Source organism: Actinomyces sp. HMSC065F11 (assembly GCF_001813085.1).
Classification (GTDB): Bacteria; Actinomycetota; Actinomycetes; order Actinomycetales; family Actinomycetaceae; genus Gleimia; species Gleimia europaea.
In genome coordinates, this window is sequence record NZ_KV811462.1 from 51,386 (window position 1) to 65,324 (window position 13,939).

The 13,939-nt window shown below is 57.6% G+C and carries 12 protein-coding genes and 1 riboswitch; of the genes, 9 read left to right on the forward strand and 3 right to left on the reverse strand.

The features are described from left to right. The first annotated feature begins 121 nt into the window (after positions 1-121). The 4 genes from HMPREF2891_RS00450 to HMPREF2891_RS00465 all read left to right on the forward strand — a co-directional run bounded on the left by HMPREF2891_RS00450 (position 122) and on the right by HMPREF2891_RS00465 (position 5,779). A complete protein-coding gene (locus tag HMPREF2891_RS00450; RefSeq protein ID WP_034508853.1) occupies positions 122-379 on the forward strand; it encodes a phosphoribosylformylglycinamidine synthase subunit PurS in 258 nt (85 codons plus the stop codon). After that, entirely contained in the window at positions 376-1,053 is a 678-nt protein-coding gene (gene purQ, locus HMPREF2891_RS00455) for a phosphoribosylformylglycinamidine synthase subunit PurQ (protein ID WP_070663475.1), read from the forward strand. The genes HMPREF2891_RS00450 and purQ overlap by 4 nt, the downstream gene beginning before the upstream one ends. A gap of 322 nt (positions 1,054-1,375) precedes the next feature. Beyond that, positions 1,376-3,829, forward strand: a complete 2,454-nt coding sequence (gene purL, locus HMPREF2891_RS00460) for a phosphoribosylformylglycinamidine synthase subunit PurL (protein ID WP_070663540.1) — start codon at positions 1,376-1,378, stop codon at positions 3,827-3,829. Between the two features lie 237 nt (positions 3,830-4,066). Next, on the forward strand, positions 4,067-5,779 hold the full coding sequence (locus HMPREF2891_RS00465) for a helicase HerA-like domain-containing protein (protein WP_070663476.1): 1,713 nt from the start codon (positions 4,067-4,069) through the stop codon (positions 5,777-5,779). Positions 5,780-5,796: 17 nt separating this feature from the next. On the opposite strand, the gene HMPREF2891_RS00470 is transcribed toward HMPREF2891_RS00465, so the two are convergent. After that, on the reverse strand, positions 5,797-6,279 hold the full coding sequence (locus HMPREF2891_RS00470) for a flavin reductase family protein (protein ID WP_070663477.1): 483 nt from the start codon (positions 6,277-6,279) through the stop codon (positions 5,797-5,799). A 291-nt stretch (positions 6,280-6,570) separates the two neighbouring features. Here HMPREF2891_RS00470 and gdhA point away from each other — a divergent pair, with 291 nt between their 5' ends. Beyond that, on the forward strand, positions 6,571-7,905 hold the full coding sequence (gdhA, locus tag HMPREF2891_RS00475) for an NADP-specific glutamate dehydrogenase (RefSeq protein ID WP_034509073.1): 1,335 nt from the start codon (positions 6,571-6,573) through the stop codon (positions 7,903-7,905). A 68-nt stretch (positions 7,906-7,973) separates the two neighbouring features. Continuing rightward, the gene (locus tag HMPREF2891_RS00480) at positions 7,974-8,327 is read left to right on the forward strand and encodes a sterol carrier family protein (protein WP_070663478.1); all 354 of its coding nucleotides are present in this window, start codon (positions 7,974-7,976) and stop codon (positions 8,325-8,327) included. Between the two features lie 96 nt (positions 8,328-8,423). Here the strand turns inward: HMPREF2891_RS00480 and ptsP are convergent, their stop codons facing one another. Next, on the reverse strand, positions 8,424-10,097 hold the full coding sequence (gene ptsP / locus HMPREF2891_RS00485; protein ID WP_070663541.1) for a phosphoenolpyruvate--protein phosphotransferase: 1,674 nt from the start codon (positions 10,095-10,097) through the stop codon (positions 8,424-8,426). A gap of 171 nt (positions 10,098-10,268) precedes the next feature. On the opposite strand from ptsP, the gene HMPREF2891_RS00490 reads away from it, so the two are divergent. Next, positions 10,269-10,526: an HPr family phosphocarrier protein gene (locus HMPREF2891_RS00490; RefSeq protein WP_070663479.1), complete on the forward strand. Its 258-nt coding sequence runs from the start codon at positions 10,269-10,271 to the stop codon at positions 10,524-10,526. A 73-nt stretch (positions 10,527-10,599) separates the two neighbouring features. Here the strand turns inward: HMPREF2891_RS00490 and HMPREF2891_RS00495 are convergent, their stop codons facing one another. Then, positions 10,600-10,863 (reverse strand): DUF4235 domain-containing protein, encoded by a 264-nt coding sequence (locus HMPREF2891_RS00495; protein ID WP_070663480.1) that lies wholly within the window; start codon positions 10,861-10,863, stop codon positions 10,600-10,602. Between the two features lie 130 nt (positions 10,864-10,993). Continuing rightward, positions 10,994-11,093: riboswitch (TPP riboswitch) on the forward strand. A 61-nt stretch (positions 11,094-11,154) separates the two neighbouring features. Here HMPREF2891_RS00495 and HMPREF2891_RS00500 point away from each other — a divergent pair. Together HMPREF2891_RS00500 and HMPREF2891_RS00505 are read left to right on the forward strand one after the other, a co-directional pair. Next, a complete protein-coding gene (locus HMPREF2891_RS00500; protein WP_070663481.1) occupies positions 11,155-12,216 on the forward strand; it encodes a thiamine ABC transporter substrate-binding protein in 1,062 nt (353 codons plus the stop codon). A gap of 19 nt (positions 12,217-12,235) precedes the next feature. Further along, positions 12,236-13,939, forward strand: a complete 1,704-nt coding sequence (locus HMPREF2891_RS00505) for an ABC transporter permease (protein ID WP_070663482.1) — start codon at positions 12,236-12,238, stop codon at positions 13,937-13,939.

Consider the following 13,939-nt stretch of genomic DNA (forward strand, 5'->3'; position numbering starts at 1 on the left):
TAAAACCTGGCCGCTTCAAAATAGCGTCCAAATACCGCTCGCCCCCTGTTTTCCAAGGGCGGCGCTTGTAGCATTAATTTGTAAGTCAACCGCTTCGACTTACGTCGGGAAGGAAGAAGTGATGGGACGCATCAAAGTCGAAATTCTGCCAAAGTTCGAGATTCTGGATCGTCAGGGTAAGGCCGTGATTGCCGCGCTTGCGCGCGTCGATGTCACGGCCTTTAAATCTGTCCGTCAGGGGAAGACGTTCTACCTTGAAACTGAAGGCCCTGTTACCGAAGCTGATCTGGAAGTTGCGCGTGAAGTTGCAACTTCTGTTTTGTCTAATCCGAATATTGAGGACGTCGTGAGCGTTGAGGCGTTGGAGGACGAGCGGTGAAGGTTGGTGTTGTAACTTTCCCGGGCACGCTCGACTCGGCGGCTACAACTCGTGCCGTTGAACTTGCGGGCGGGCAGCCGGTAGCTCTTTGGCATGCCGATAGCGACCTGCACGGCGTGGACGCCGTGATTTTGCCGGGCGGCGCTACTTATGGCAACTACGTTCGCCCCGGTGGCCTCGCCGCGCTATCACCCATCATGACCGCCATTGCGGCGGCTGCCGAGCAGGGCCTACCCGTCCTCGGTATTGGAAATGGGTTCCAAATTCTTTGCGAGGCGGGCATTTTGCCGGGCGGTTTTGTAAGGAATGAGGACGGCCGGTACATCTGCCGCGATGAGTCGTTCAAGGTAAACGCAGATTCTGCTTGGACATCCAAGTATGAACAGGGCGAGGAAATCACGCTTCCGCTACGCACGGTTACGGCTCTTTACGTTGCTTCTGACGAGGCTCTCGAGGAGCTGGAAGAGAAGAACTTGGTTGTGCTCCGTTTTGCCCAAAACCCCACTGGTTCTGCCGCTGATATTGCGGGTATTCGGAACGAGGCTGGGAACGTGGTTGGTGTAATCGCAAGCCCCGAGAACGCGGTTGAGGCCGGTTTTGGCCCAGAAACTGCATCCGGGCCGGCAACTGGCACGGACGGATTGCGGATTTTTACCTCGGTTATCGCTAAGTAGCCCAATCTCAAAGAGTTACACGCGAGGGATTCAAGTCGGGAAGATTTCGCTTCTATAAGGCTGTGAAAAACTCGTTTTCTTAACAGCTCCAAACCCGGGTTATCCACAGGTTCGTGGAAACCTTGAAAATTCAATACACAGCTGTGGACAACTTGGTGGATAACCTGTGGATCAATGCGGCGAACGCATTTGACCTCGCAGAAAATTCGCCGGGAAATAACAACAATCACGTTAAACAGTGGCTGATATCACTAGGCGTGTTTTGTTTGTACACATGTGTAATAGGCAAGACGGAATGGCAATGGTGAACAAGGAAGAGAATATGGGCGCGCAGACCATCTCTAACGTCATTTTTGAAAACCCCCGCCCAAGTGGGGTGCCCGACACGGTTGAGAACGCGAAAGCGACTCCCAACGAGGAAATGCCGTGGCACTCGCTTGGTCTTAAAGAAGATGAGTACAAGAAGATCGTTGAGCTACTCGGACGCCGCCCCACGATTGCGGAGCTTTCCATGTATTCGGTTATGTGGTCCGAACATTGCTCCTACAAGTCCTCAAAAAAGCATTTGAAAGAACAGTTCGGTTCTAAGACCACCGAGGAGATGGGTAAGAACCTCCTGGTCGGTATTGGCCAGAACGCCGGTGTTGTGGATGTTGGCGACGGTTGGGCTGTCACGTTCAAGGTTGAGTCGCACAACCACCCGTCTTACGTTGAGCCGTACGAAGGTGCGGCAACGGGCATTGGCGGCTGTGTTCGAGACATTATTTCGATGGGTGCTCGCCCGATCGCGGTTATGGACGGCCTGAACGTTGGTAATCCTAGCCACCCCGACACTGCTCGCGTGGTCCGTGGCGCGGTTGACGGTCTAGCTGGCTACGGCAACGTTCTGGGTGTTCCTGCCATTGGTGGGGAGACCACGTTTGACTCCTCCTACCAGGGCAACCCGCTTGTAAATGCGGTTTGTGCAGGAGCTGTGCGTCACGAACACGTGCGCCTTGCCGATGCGAAGACGCCGGGCAACATAGTGGTCCTCTTTGGCGCCCGCACGGGTGGAGATGGCATTGGCGGCGCGTCGATCCTCGCCTCCGAATCATTCGAGGATGATGAGTCGATCGCACGCCCCACGGTGCAAGTTGGCGATCCGTACATGGAAAAGCAGATCATCGAATGCTTGATGGAGCTGTTCGAAGAGGGCGTGATTGAAGCTATCCAGGACCTTGGTGCGGCGGGAGTTTCCTGTGCAACCTCGGAACTGTCTTCAAATGGCGGCACGGGCATGCACATTCATCTTGAGAACGTGCTGCTACGTGACCCCACGCTGACGGCCGGTGAAATCCTCATGTCTGAATCGCAAGAACGCATGATGGCAACCGTTGCCCCGGAAAACATGAATGAGTTTTGGCGAATCGCAACCAAGTGGGGAGTGGAAGGCTCGGTAATTGGCGAGGTCACCGATACGGGACGCCTGATTATTGACCACTTCGGACACCGCATTGTTGATGTGGATCCCAAGACGGTTGCCCACGACAGCCCGGTTTATGACCGTCCATACGCGAGGCCCAAGTGGCAGGATGCGCTACAGGCGGACACTTCTGAAAATCTTGCTCGCCCGACTTCGGGTGAGGAAATCGCCGAGCAAATCAAGACGATCATCACTTCCGCTAACGGCGCTTCGAAGAAGTGGAAGACGGACCAGTTTGACCACTACACGCTGGGCAACACCGCGATGGCGGCTCCCGATGATGCGGGTGTTGTGCGGGTGGATGCAAGCACAGATCGCGGTATCGCAATGGCGATCGATTCTAATGGTTGGTTCACGAAGCTTGACCCGTACGAGGGGGCAAAGCTCGCATTGGCAGCCGCTTACCGCAACGTGACGGCTGTGGGAGCCAACCCGATTGCAATCTCGGATGGCCTTAACTTCGGTAACCCGGAGGATCCGGATGCGATGTGGCAGCTCGTGCAGGCTATGACCGGTTTGGCCGATGGATGCAAGCAGATGAGCATTCCGGTAACCGGCGGTAACGTGTCTTTGTACAACTCTTCGGGCACGCAGATGAGCCATCCGGACTCGTCTATCAACCCCACGCCAATGGTTGTCATGCTGGGTGTAATCGACGATGTTAAGCGCGCTCGCCCGTCCGGTTGGTTCGAGCAAGGCATGGCAATCTACCTGCTGGGCGATACTGCGGAAGAGCTGGACGCTTCGGCGTGGGCGCGAGACGTGCACGGTCACTTTGGCGGTTTGCCTCCGAAGGTGGATCTGGACGCAGAGATGGCGCTTGGGCGTGTAATCCACGCCCTCGTAAACACTGACGGTCCGGATGGTCAGCCTCTGATTCACGCCGCGCATGACGTGGCTGAAGGCGGTCTAGCGCAAGCATTGATCGAAATGGCAACGCGCCGCGGAATTGGCGCCAGCATCGACCTGTCGGCCTACGTAAAGTCGCAGAAGATCAGCGACTTTGTAGCGCTGTTCTCCGAGTCGACGGGCCGCATGGTTGTTGCGCTTCCCGAGGGGGCAGTTCCGGCCCTCACCGCCGCGGCTGAAGCCGAGGGCGTCAGCTGCACGCGCATAGGCCTGTCGGGCGGTACGCTCCTCACCATCGCTGGCTTTGACCAGTTGGGCGATGCGGGCGGTTTTGATGCGCAGGTGCTCGCTGAGGTTTCAGGTGAGGACATTCCGGACGGCGTGGGCCAATCCGGTCCGATCGTGTTCCGGGTGCGTGAACTTGCCGAGCAGATGGGCGCGGTGATTCCGGGCCTGTTCGCCTAACTCGTTGAACCTACAAGAGAGGGGGTCTGTGGCTTTTGCCGCAGGCCCCCTTAGGTCGACCGGTTCCGCAGAACTAAGCTGACAACTTTTCTTCGCGGCGGCCCGAACCTAAGTTCAAGTATTTACGACTGCGGCGCCGAGTGCAAAATTTTCGCTATCTATAAGTGTTTTCGCGTGTAGCGCACGAGTTACGCGGGTAACGAGCTTTCTGTCCGTGCTGGGCGCTACTATGAACGCATGAGTGACATGCCAGATCTGGAAGCGTTGAAGAAGGCTGCTGAGGCAGCAGCAGAGCAGGCCGCTGCCGCCCAAGCTGCGCTTGAAGCCGCGATGACAGCCGCCACTTCGGATGATTCCGCTATCGGCCAGATTGTCAGTGGATACCGGTTTGAGGGTGAAACCCTACCGCTCGGTGTTGCGCTAGATGATGGCGAGCCGGTGCCGGCCGCTAAAGTGGGGTTGCCGCTGGCGATGATGAATCGGCACGGCCTCGTTGCTGGAGCTACGGGTACGGGTAAAACCCGAACGCTGCAGCTGATGGCAGAGGGGCTTTCCGATGCGGGCGTGCCCTCGTTCGTAATGGACATCAAGGGCGACCTTACGGGCCTGCTTGAACCGGGGACCTCCTCGGAAAAACTCCTTGAGCGCACGGGTGGCCTTGGCCAAGAGTGGCAGGCAAAGTCATTCCCCGTAGAGCTTTACAAGCTTGGTGAGGGTGGGGTTGGGATACCAATCCGCACATCTTTGTCGGACTTTGGGCCGCTACTGTTGGCGCGCGTGTTGGATTTGAATGAGACGCAAGAGTCCACGTTACAGCTGATCTTCCACTGGGCGGACATGCAACATTTGGCCCTCATTGATGTGAAAGACCTGCGTTCCGTTGTGGGTTACTTGACGGGGGAGGGCAAGGACGAGCTCAAGGAGATTGGTGGTATTTCTGCTGCGACCGCTGGGGTAATCCTGCGCAAGGTTGCTGCGCTGGAGGCTCAGGGAGGTGACGTGTTCTTTGGGGAGCCGGCTTTTGATACCTCGGATCTGTTGGAAACCAGGGGCGGAGCAGGCGTTATCTCTGTGTTGGAGCTACCTAATGTGCACGACCGGCCGGCATTGTTCTCTACATTTGTGATGTGGCTATTGGCCTCCCTGTTCCAGACCTTGCCGGAGGTGGGGGACCAGGAAAAACCGAAGCTCGTGTTCTTCTTCGATGAGGCCCACCTGCTGTTTAACGGCGCTTCAAAGGCATTCTTAGCAGAGGCCCAGAAAACCGTTCGATTGGTTCGCTCAAAGGGCGTGGGCATCTTCTTCGTTACTCAAACACCTAAGGACGTTCCAGAGGATGTCTTAGCTCACCTGGGGGCCCGCGTGCAGCACGCATTGCGCGCATTCACTCCTACGGATGCGAAGAAGCTGAAAGAGGCGGTTTCTACATTCCCTACCTCCCCGTTTGATCTGGGTAAGATTCTCACTTCGCTGGGCACAGGCGAGGCCGTGGTAACCGTGCTGGACCGCAAGGGCCGACCAACTCCGGTTGCTCCAACGCGCTTGTACGCACCGGCTGCGAACATGGGTGAGGCGGATGCGACGGTGGTGCAGCAACATGTGGATTCCTCGCCAAATCTGGCGAAATACAAGGATGCGGTGGACCCCGAATCCGCTTTTGAACTTCTTGAACAACGCCTGGAAGCCGAAGCGCGTGCCCGCGAAGAAGAACAGCGAAGGATGGAAGAGAAGAAGGCGCTGGATGCTAAGGCTAAGGAGCTAGAAAAGGAGCTTGCCCGGCAGGCGAAAGAGCGAGAGCGGGAATATGAGAAAGCGCGGCGTGAAGCGGAGCGTGCAGAGCGCGCGGCGCAGGCGAGGCGCGAGCGGTTTGCAGACGACCTTATGCGAACAGCCGGACGCACTCTAACTAGGGAAATCACCCGTACACTTTTTGGTACGCGCAGGCGCTAACTTAGCCGCGGCCTGGATCAGCGGATCTCTTTGAAGCGTGACTGGTGAAAAACAAGAGGCTTGGCGTGCGGATCGACGTCGAAGTCGGTGACCTCGCCAATCACAATAATGTGGTCGCCGCCGTCGTAGGTGGCCCACGGCGTGGCGGTGAAGTAGGCGTGGGAATCGTTTAGGCGCGGCGCGATACCAGACGTGTTCCAGTCCGCAACAAAATCCTGATCTGATCCGCCTGCAAACTGCATTGCGGTGGGTAGCTGGCTTTCGCTAAGCACGTTCACCGTAAACGGTTTGCTGCTAAAAACGTGAGCAGCCTTTGATCCGCGGCGAATGTTGAACAGTACTAACGTTGGGTCAAGCGACAAAGAGGTGAATGAGCTTACCGTAAGGCCAAGCGGGCGATCTTCGTGTTCGTACGTAACTACGGTGACGCCCGAGGCAAAGGCGGCAAACGCGTCGCGCAACGCCCTGATGTCTACCTTTGTATCGACACTGCTAGTCATTTCAACCTCCGCACCGAGCCTAAAACATCATGTATGACTTCGCATAGGATCGTGGTCACTTTGAGAAAGTGCGACGAGCCAGAACATTGCGCCCATGCGTGCGAGGCGGATCAGAAAGGGAAGATTTGTGCGTGGGCGTAACGTATACCACTACCGGAAAATGAGAAGAGAAGCATAGAAGTTTCTACGCGAAGGTCTAGATGGTGTTTACTGTTTTATGACTGAGTTTTTCCTATTTGGAGATTCATTCGTGTGTGGCGGAAGGCTGCGCAGGATAAGAGGGAGACGAAAATGAAGAGAATCGAAGAGGTCTACGAGGAAGTCCTAAAGCGAAATCCCGCAGAACCCGAGTTCCACCAGGCAGTACACGAAGTGCTGGAAACCCTCGCCCCCGCTATTAAGAAGCACAGCCGCTACCAGGATTACGCCCTCCTTGAGCGCCTGGTTGAGCCGGAGCGCCAGATTATTTTCCGCGTCCCGTGGATTGATGACGAAGGCAAAGTCCAGGTGAACCGTGGCTACCGCGTTGAGTTCAACTCTGCGCTCGGCCCCTACAAGGGCGGCCTACGCTTCCATCATTCAGTGAACCGAAACATCATTAAGTTCCTCGGTTTTGAACAGATCTTCAAGAACGCCCTAACCGGTCAGGGAATCGGTGGAGGCAAGGGCGGCTCTGACTTCGACCCGCACGGCAAGTCCGATAATGAGGTCATGCGTTTTTGCCAGTCATTCATGACGGAGCTGTACCGTCATATTGGTGCGCAAACCGACGTGCCGGCCGGTGATATTGGTGTAGGTGCGCGAGAGATCGGTTATCTGTTTGGTCAATACAAGCGCCTGACTAACCGTTTTGAAGCCGGCGTGCTTACGGGTAAGGCCCTGGGTTGGGGCGGTTCGCTGGTGCGTACAGAAGCAACCGGTTACGGCGCAGTCCTGTTTGCGCAGTCGATGTTGCAAACCAAGGGCGAGGGGCTGGCGGGCCAGCGCGTGGTTGTGTCCGGCTCCGGTAACGTGGCTACCTACGCGGTAGAGAAGGCGGAGCAGCTTGGCGCAATCCCCGTCACCATCTCAGACTCGTCCGGTTGGGTTTACGACTCTGAGGGCATTGATGTAGAGCTGCTGCGTCAGGTGAAGGAAGTTGAGCGTGGCCGCGTGTCCGATTATGCGAGCCGTAAGAAGGGCGCGGAGTTCCATAAGGAAGGCTACGTGTGGGACGTTGCCTGCGACATCGCGCTACCGTGTGCAACCCAGAACGAGTTGAAGGAGGAGGACGCACGCACTCTCCTCAAGAATGGCTGCAAGGTTGTTGCTGAAGGCGCGAACATGCCGTGTACCCCGGAGGCCATTGAGCTGTTCCAGGAGTCGCGCATTCTGTTTGCTCCAGGCAAGGCCGCTAACGCTGGTGGCGTAGCAACTTCGGCCCTCGAAATGCAGCAGAACGCTTCGCGTGCGCAGTGGTCTTTTGACCGAGCCGAGCATGAACTTACGAAGATCATGGAGAAGATCCATGACGACTGCCTTGCAACCGCGGAAGAGTATGGCCAGCCTGGTGACTACGTGCTGGGCGCGAACATTACCGGTTTTGAGCGTGTAGCGGACGCAATGCTTCAGCACGGCGTAATCTAAGTAGCTCGACGGGTTCGATAAGCTAAAAAGCGTGGCCTTTTGGCCGCGCTTTTTACTTTGGAGGAAGCATGCGCCAAATAGATGATGCGAAGGGGCTGGAGGCCGTGACGCAGTGGCAGGAGGGCGACGCTGCGCGTCCGGTTGTGGCTCTTGCGGTCCGCTGGAGTCTGGGCAAACTAGAGACGCTACTTCCGGGTCACGCCGTGGAGGTGCGCGTACCGCCGTTCGGGGCGGTGCAAATCCTGGGAGGAACTACGCACCGGCGAGGAACTCCGCCAGCGGTAGTGGAGATGAATGCCAGCACTTGGCTTGAACTTGTGACTGGAAAAGTGGTGTGGAGCGAGGCCCTCCAAAATGGGGACATCGCGGCTTCGGGACAGCGCGCGGACCTGTCGGCGCATTTCCCACTGATTGGTTTTTAAGGTCACCACCCCGTCCTAGCTCCGCGCGCAGACCAAGGGGGCGCATCGTGGGCCGCTCTCCTGGTGCGGATACGGCTTTACTACGCGCAAAGCAAGCTAGCCGTTGATTCCTAACGCCTCGCGCACGCGGTAGCGAGCATCGCCCTGATCCCATGCGCCCAGAACCGCCTCGGCGGCTTCTTGGCATTGCTCCAGGGTGAACTGGGAGAGTTGCGCGCCAACGGCTTGTATTGCTGATGGCGACATTGAGAGCGAGGTGATCCCCATGCCGGTCAGGACAACGGCAAGCAGCGGGTCGGCTGCGGCCTCGCCGCAAACACTCACGGGCGTGCCCGTCTTTTTCCCTGCTTGTGCAATTTGATTGATGAGGGCAAGAGCAGCCGGCTGCCACGGGTCTGAGTATTCGGCCAGGTCGGGTGAAAGCCTGTCTGCCGCCATCGTGTACTGCGTGAGGTCATTGGTGCCAATGGAGACGAAATCGACTAACTCCATGAACTGCTCCGCCAGGATTGCGGTGGATGGAACTTCCATCATGATGCCGGGAATCATACCGCGTTCGCGCACCAGGCTGGCAAACCATTTTGCTTCGGGCAGGGTGGACACCATGGGAGCCATAACCCACGTTTTGTCATGCCCGTGACTCTTCGCCGCGGCGGCGATGGCGTCAAGCTGGTGCGGAAGCAGATCCGGGTAGTGTCCGGATGTGCGCAGGCCGCGCACGCCAAGGGCCGGGTTGGCCTCTTCGTGCAAAGTTGCGTAAGGGACGGGTTTGTCCGAGCCGGCGTCAAGCGTGCGGACCACAACCTTGCTGGTTGGGAACGTCCCAAAAGCGGGCTCGTAAACCTCGCGCTGCGCTTCAACGGATGGCTCGGACTGCGAGTCGAGGAAACACAGTTCGGTGCGGAGTAAGCCAATTCCTTCGGCTCCCAAACTGGCGGCCTCCTGAGCGCTCTCCCCGTCGCGCACGTTGGCAAGTAACTCGATGCGCGTGCCGTCCGCAAGACGCCCCGGGCCTTCCCACTGCTCAATTAGTTTGCGTCGCTTCTGGTCTTCCTCCAGCTGCCCCTTGGCTTCCTCGGCCGTCACCCCAACTTGGATGGTGCCAGCCCGGCCGTCTACCAGCACGTATTCGCCTTCGGAAATACTGGAAATGTGTCGGGCTGCAACGATGCAGGGAATCCCTAGTTGGCGGGCGATGATTGACGTGTGCGAGGTGGGGCCGCCCAATTCGGTGACGAGGGCGAGGAACATGTCCGGGTTGAGTCCGGCCGTGTCAGCCGGACTGAGGTCATCGGCAAAGAGGACAACTGGGTGATCCGGCTTGGGAACCCCCGGTTCGGGCCTGCCTTCAAGGTGTGCGATCACACGGTCGCGCACATCGCGCAAATCCGTGGTGCGTTGCGCCATGATGCCGCCCTGGCGTTCGAACAGGGCGACGAACTCTTCGGTTGCTTCCGTTGTGGCTTGAACAGGTGGGATACCGCGGGCAATGCGTTTCTTGATGCCTTTGCGCCAGGCCGGGTCACTGGCCATGGACGCACTTACCTCAAGCAGAGCGCAGGCGTGGCCGGTAGCTTTCGAGGCGCGCGTGCGAAGGTTGGCAACTACCGCATCGGCGGCTTCCTCAAACTGCGCCATTGCCGCCGGACGCTCGTATTCGGGCAGGTCCGGCGCGCTGAGGGCAGGAATACTGGGCCTGCGCGTCCACACCACGGGGGCGTATGCGATGCCGTCTACAACGGGCGTTCCATAAACAATTGATTGTTCCACGAGGATCACCTTTGTTAATTATCCGCAACATTTTAACAATACTCGAGTGAGGCTTATGCGGCGCTGATCGTTCATGTTCGCGCTCATTTGTAAGCAATCGCACTGAGTTGAGTGGGTAGAAAGCGCCGTTTTTATGAGAATGTATAGAAGGCGAGCTCGCGAGGAGGCGAAATGTACACGCAGACAGCACGGGTAGGTTCCGAAGTGGGACTACATGCCCGCCCAGCGGCTCTGATCGCGCGCAAGGCTCAAGAGTTTGAGGCCGCGGTTTTTGTGACCCTCGGTGATGAAACAGTCGAGGCCACATCCGGGCTGATGATCATGACTTTGGGAGCTCAATACGGTGACGAGGTTGTGATCTCTTCGGAAGATGAAGAGGCCGTGAAGCAAGTCTCGAAGCTTGTTGAGCAGGCGATAACGCCGCTGTAAAACCGGATACCGGAAAGTAAAAAGCCCGCAATTGCGGGCTTTTTTGGTGCTTTGGTAAGGCCAACTTGGGGCTTTAGGAGGCGTCGGGTGCGGCTTCGATGCGCGGGGCAAAGAACTTCTTGGTGCTCTTTAGTGCGTAGCGGCGCGTAACTGTAACGAGTACGCCGGAGATGACGGCAAACGCGATGAGTTCCGCAAACTTAGCCTGGTCTTCATCCTCGCCCTGCGGGGAGGGGTGCCCGGTGACGAGCTTCCACCCCTGGTCAACTACTTTGTTTGCTACGAGTCCGGATAGTGCGAGCGCGCCAGCGGTTGCAAGCTTGTATGGAATGTCCACGGATTGTTACCCCAATCTTGAAAGCTATGACTTCTACATCCATCATGCCTAGTTTTTGCCTGCCTCGCCAGATTTTGAGTTCATTGGGTGGGTCAGAATTAGATTGCACACGGTGTGCACGGTAGGCTTTTAGGTGCGACAGGGGAGCGGTATTCCGCTGAGAGTGCGCGTTGCGCAGACCCTCGAACCTGACGGTTAGTACCGGCGTAGGAAGTCGAGTTCTCTAAACGCACTATGGGTGCGAATCTCCTGCACGCAACTGAACCGTACATATTTTGTGAGGAGAAGTTAATGAGGCGTGTTTGGGCTGGCGTGGCAGTTGCTACGGCATTGGTTTTGGCTGGATGCTCGTCATCCACGGGCGGATCGCCAGAAGAATCTTCGCAGGCCATGGAGGCCGGTGCGGGCAAGGTCACGGTTGTTTCGTATGACTCGATGGATCTGCCCGAAGAGATGATTGCGAAGTTCAAGGAAGAAACGGGCTACGACCTAGAGGTTTCTCAGGTTGGTTCGGGCGGCGAAATGGTGAACCAGCTGGTTTTGACCAAGGATGAGCCGCTTGGCGACGTCGCATTTGGAGTGGACAACATTTCGGCTTATCGCGCGGTTGCCGAGGGCGTGTTTGCCGATGATGCGGGCGAGGTTCCCGAGTGGGCTGCCAAGCAGCAGATCGAGGGTGCCCCTGGCTTGGTGCCGTTTGATCAGGGCGATGTGTGCGTGAACATTGACCACGCGTGGTTTAAGGAAAAGGGGCTGGAGGAGCCGGCGACTTTTGAGGACCTCGCGGACCCGAAGTACAAGGACATGTTTGTGACGATGAACCCCGCTTCGTCCTCGCCGGGTATGGCATTATTTGTGGCAACGGTTGGCGCTTTTGGTGACGGTTGGAAGGACTACTGGACCAAGTTGCGTGACAACGGTGTGAAGGTAACCAAGGGATGGTCGGACGCCTTTGGCGTTGACTATTCGGCAGGTGAGGGCGCTGGCCCGCGTCCGCTGATGACGTCGTACTCGTCGTCCCCGGCATACACGGCCAATGATGATCTAACCGAGTCCACCACCGGTGCACTGCTTGACACGTGCTTCCACCAGGTGGAGTACATGGGCGTTCTAAGCGGTGCGAAGAACGTTGAGGGGGCGAAGGCATTTATCGATTTCATGCTGCAGGTTCCCCAGCAAGAGGTTGCGTCTGAGTCCAACTACATGCACCCGATCAACCCGGAGGCAAAGGCCCCGGAGGCGCTGGCAAAGTTCGGCAAGATGGCCGATAAGCCGCACCAGGTAGATGCTAAGACGATCGCGGAGAACCAGCAGGAGTGGCTGCGCGAGTGGTCTGACCTGATGGGCCAGTAACCCGGGATTCCGGCTGATCATGGCTGATTTGAGGCGGGCACTCCCAGACCGCGCTCTACCACTGGCACTGACGGTGGTGGCGGTGGGAGTGCCCGTCATCTTTTTAGCTATATTTTTCCTCGCTCCCACGGCAAACCTGGTGGGGCGAGGCTTCTTGGATTCGGCAGGATCGCTGGATCTGAGTGGATTTATGCAGGTTTTGGGCAGGCCCCGCACGTGGCGAGTGGTGTGGCAAACCGTGTGGATGGCCACGGCGGCAACCGTTTTGTCAGTGGCCATCAGCCTGCCTTCCGCGTGGATCCTGTACCGCCGAGTTTTCCCTTTGCGAGGTGCGATTCGCGGGATTGTGGCTGTCCCGTTTGTATTGCCATCAGTGGTTGTGGGCGTGGCGTTTCGCTCGCTGTTTATTGAGTCAGGTCCGCTCGGCTCGTGGGGGTTGGACGGCACCCACACGGCGATCATTATCGGCATGGTGTTTTTTAACTACTCGCTGGCGGTGCGCACAATCGGAAACATGTGGGTGCGTCTAGATCCGAAGATGGAGGAGGCCGCAGCTGCTCTTGGGGCAGGCCCGCTACGAGTGTTCTTCACCGTGACGCTACCTCGGCTTATGCCCGCATTCGCGTCCGCTGCAGCGGTTATCTTCTTGTTTTGTGCAACTTCGTTTGGTCTCGTCCTCATTCTGGGTGGTACGCGAACGCAAACGGTTGAGACGGAGATTTACTTCCTTACCAGCTCGCTGCTCGATTTGCGCTCCGCCTCAGTGCTGTCAATCGTGCAGCTGATCGTGATTGCGCTTGCCCTATGGATGGGGTCGCTTGCGCGCAGCGCTGGAGCAGCTACGCAGAAGATGCGCACGGACCTAGCTCCCCAGCCTCTTAAACGAGCGGATATTCCCGCTCTGGTTGCAACTTTGGTGCCCGTGCTAGTGCTACTGGTAGCTCCTATGGGCATGCTGGTGTGGAGGTCCTTGCATCGCTCTGGCCAGATAACGCTCGCTAACTATCAAGACCTATTCAATGCAGATGCAACAAAGTTCTTGCAAACCTCGGTGGTTTCTTCAACGGTGCGCTCTGTTGAAATCGCGCTGATCGCCATGGTGACTGCTGTAGTGATTGGCGGCCTGGTAGCGATTGTGATTACGCGCAGGCCAAGAACTCGCGCGGGTAAGGGAGCATTGAAGTTCTTGGACGGCCTGTTCATGCTTCCACTTGGGGTGTCCGCAGTGACCGTCGGATTCGGCTTCTTAATCACATTGAACCGACCGCCGCTGGATCTGCGCGGCTCGTTCTGGCTGATCCCGATGGCGCAGGCAATGGTGGCTATTCCGCTGGTTGTGAGAGTGGTAAGCCCCGTCCTCGCCTCTATCGATCCACGGCAAAAGGAGGTGGCGGGTGTGCTTGGGGCCGGCCCGCTGCGGACCCTGTTCGCAGTTGAGGGACCGTACGCTGTTCGATCACTTTCAATCGCGGCGGCGTTCGCGTTCTCAATGTCGCTGGGCGAGTTTGGTGCCACCAGTTTCTTGGCTCGCCCCGCTAATCCCACGCTTCCAGTGGCTATCTACCGGTTGATCTCACAGCCGGGCGCAACCGAGCAGGGCATGGCGCTCGCGGCCTCGGTTTTGCTGGCTGTGCTAGCCGGGTCGGTAATGGCAATCGTGGAGGCTGCAGCAGACCGCTCGTCTCGAATCGGCACCAGTGTGAAGCTTGTAGAAGGCATGTAG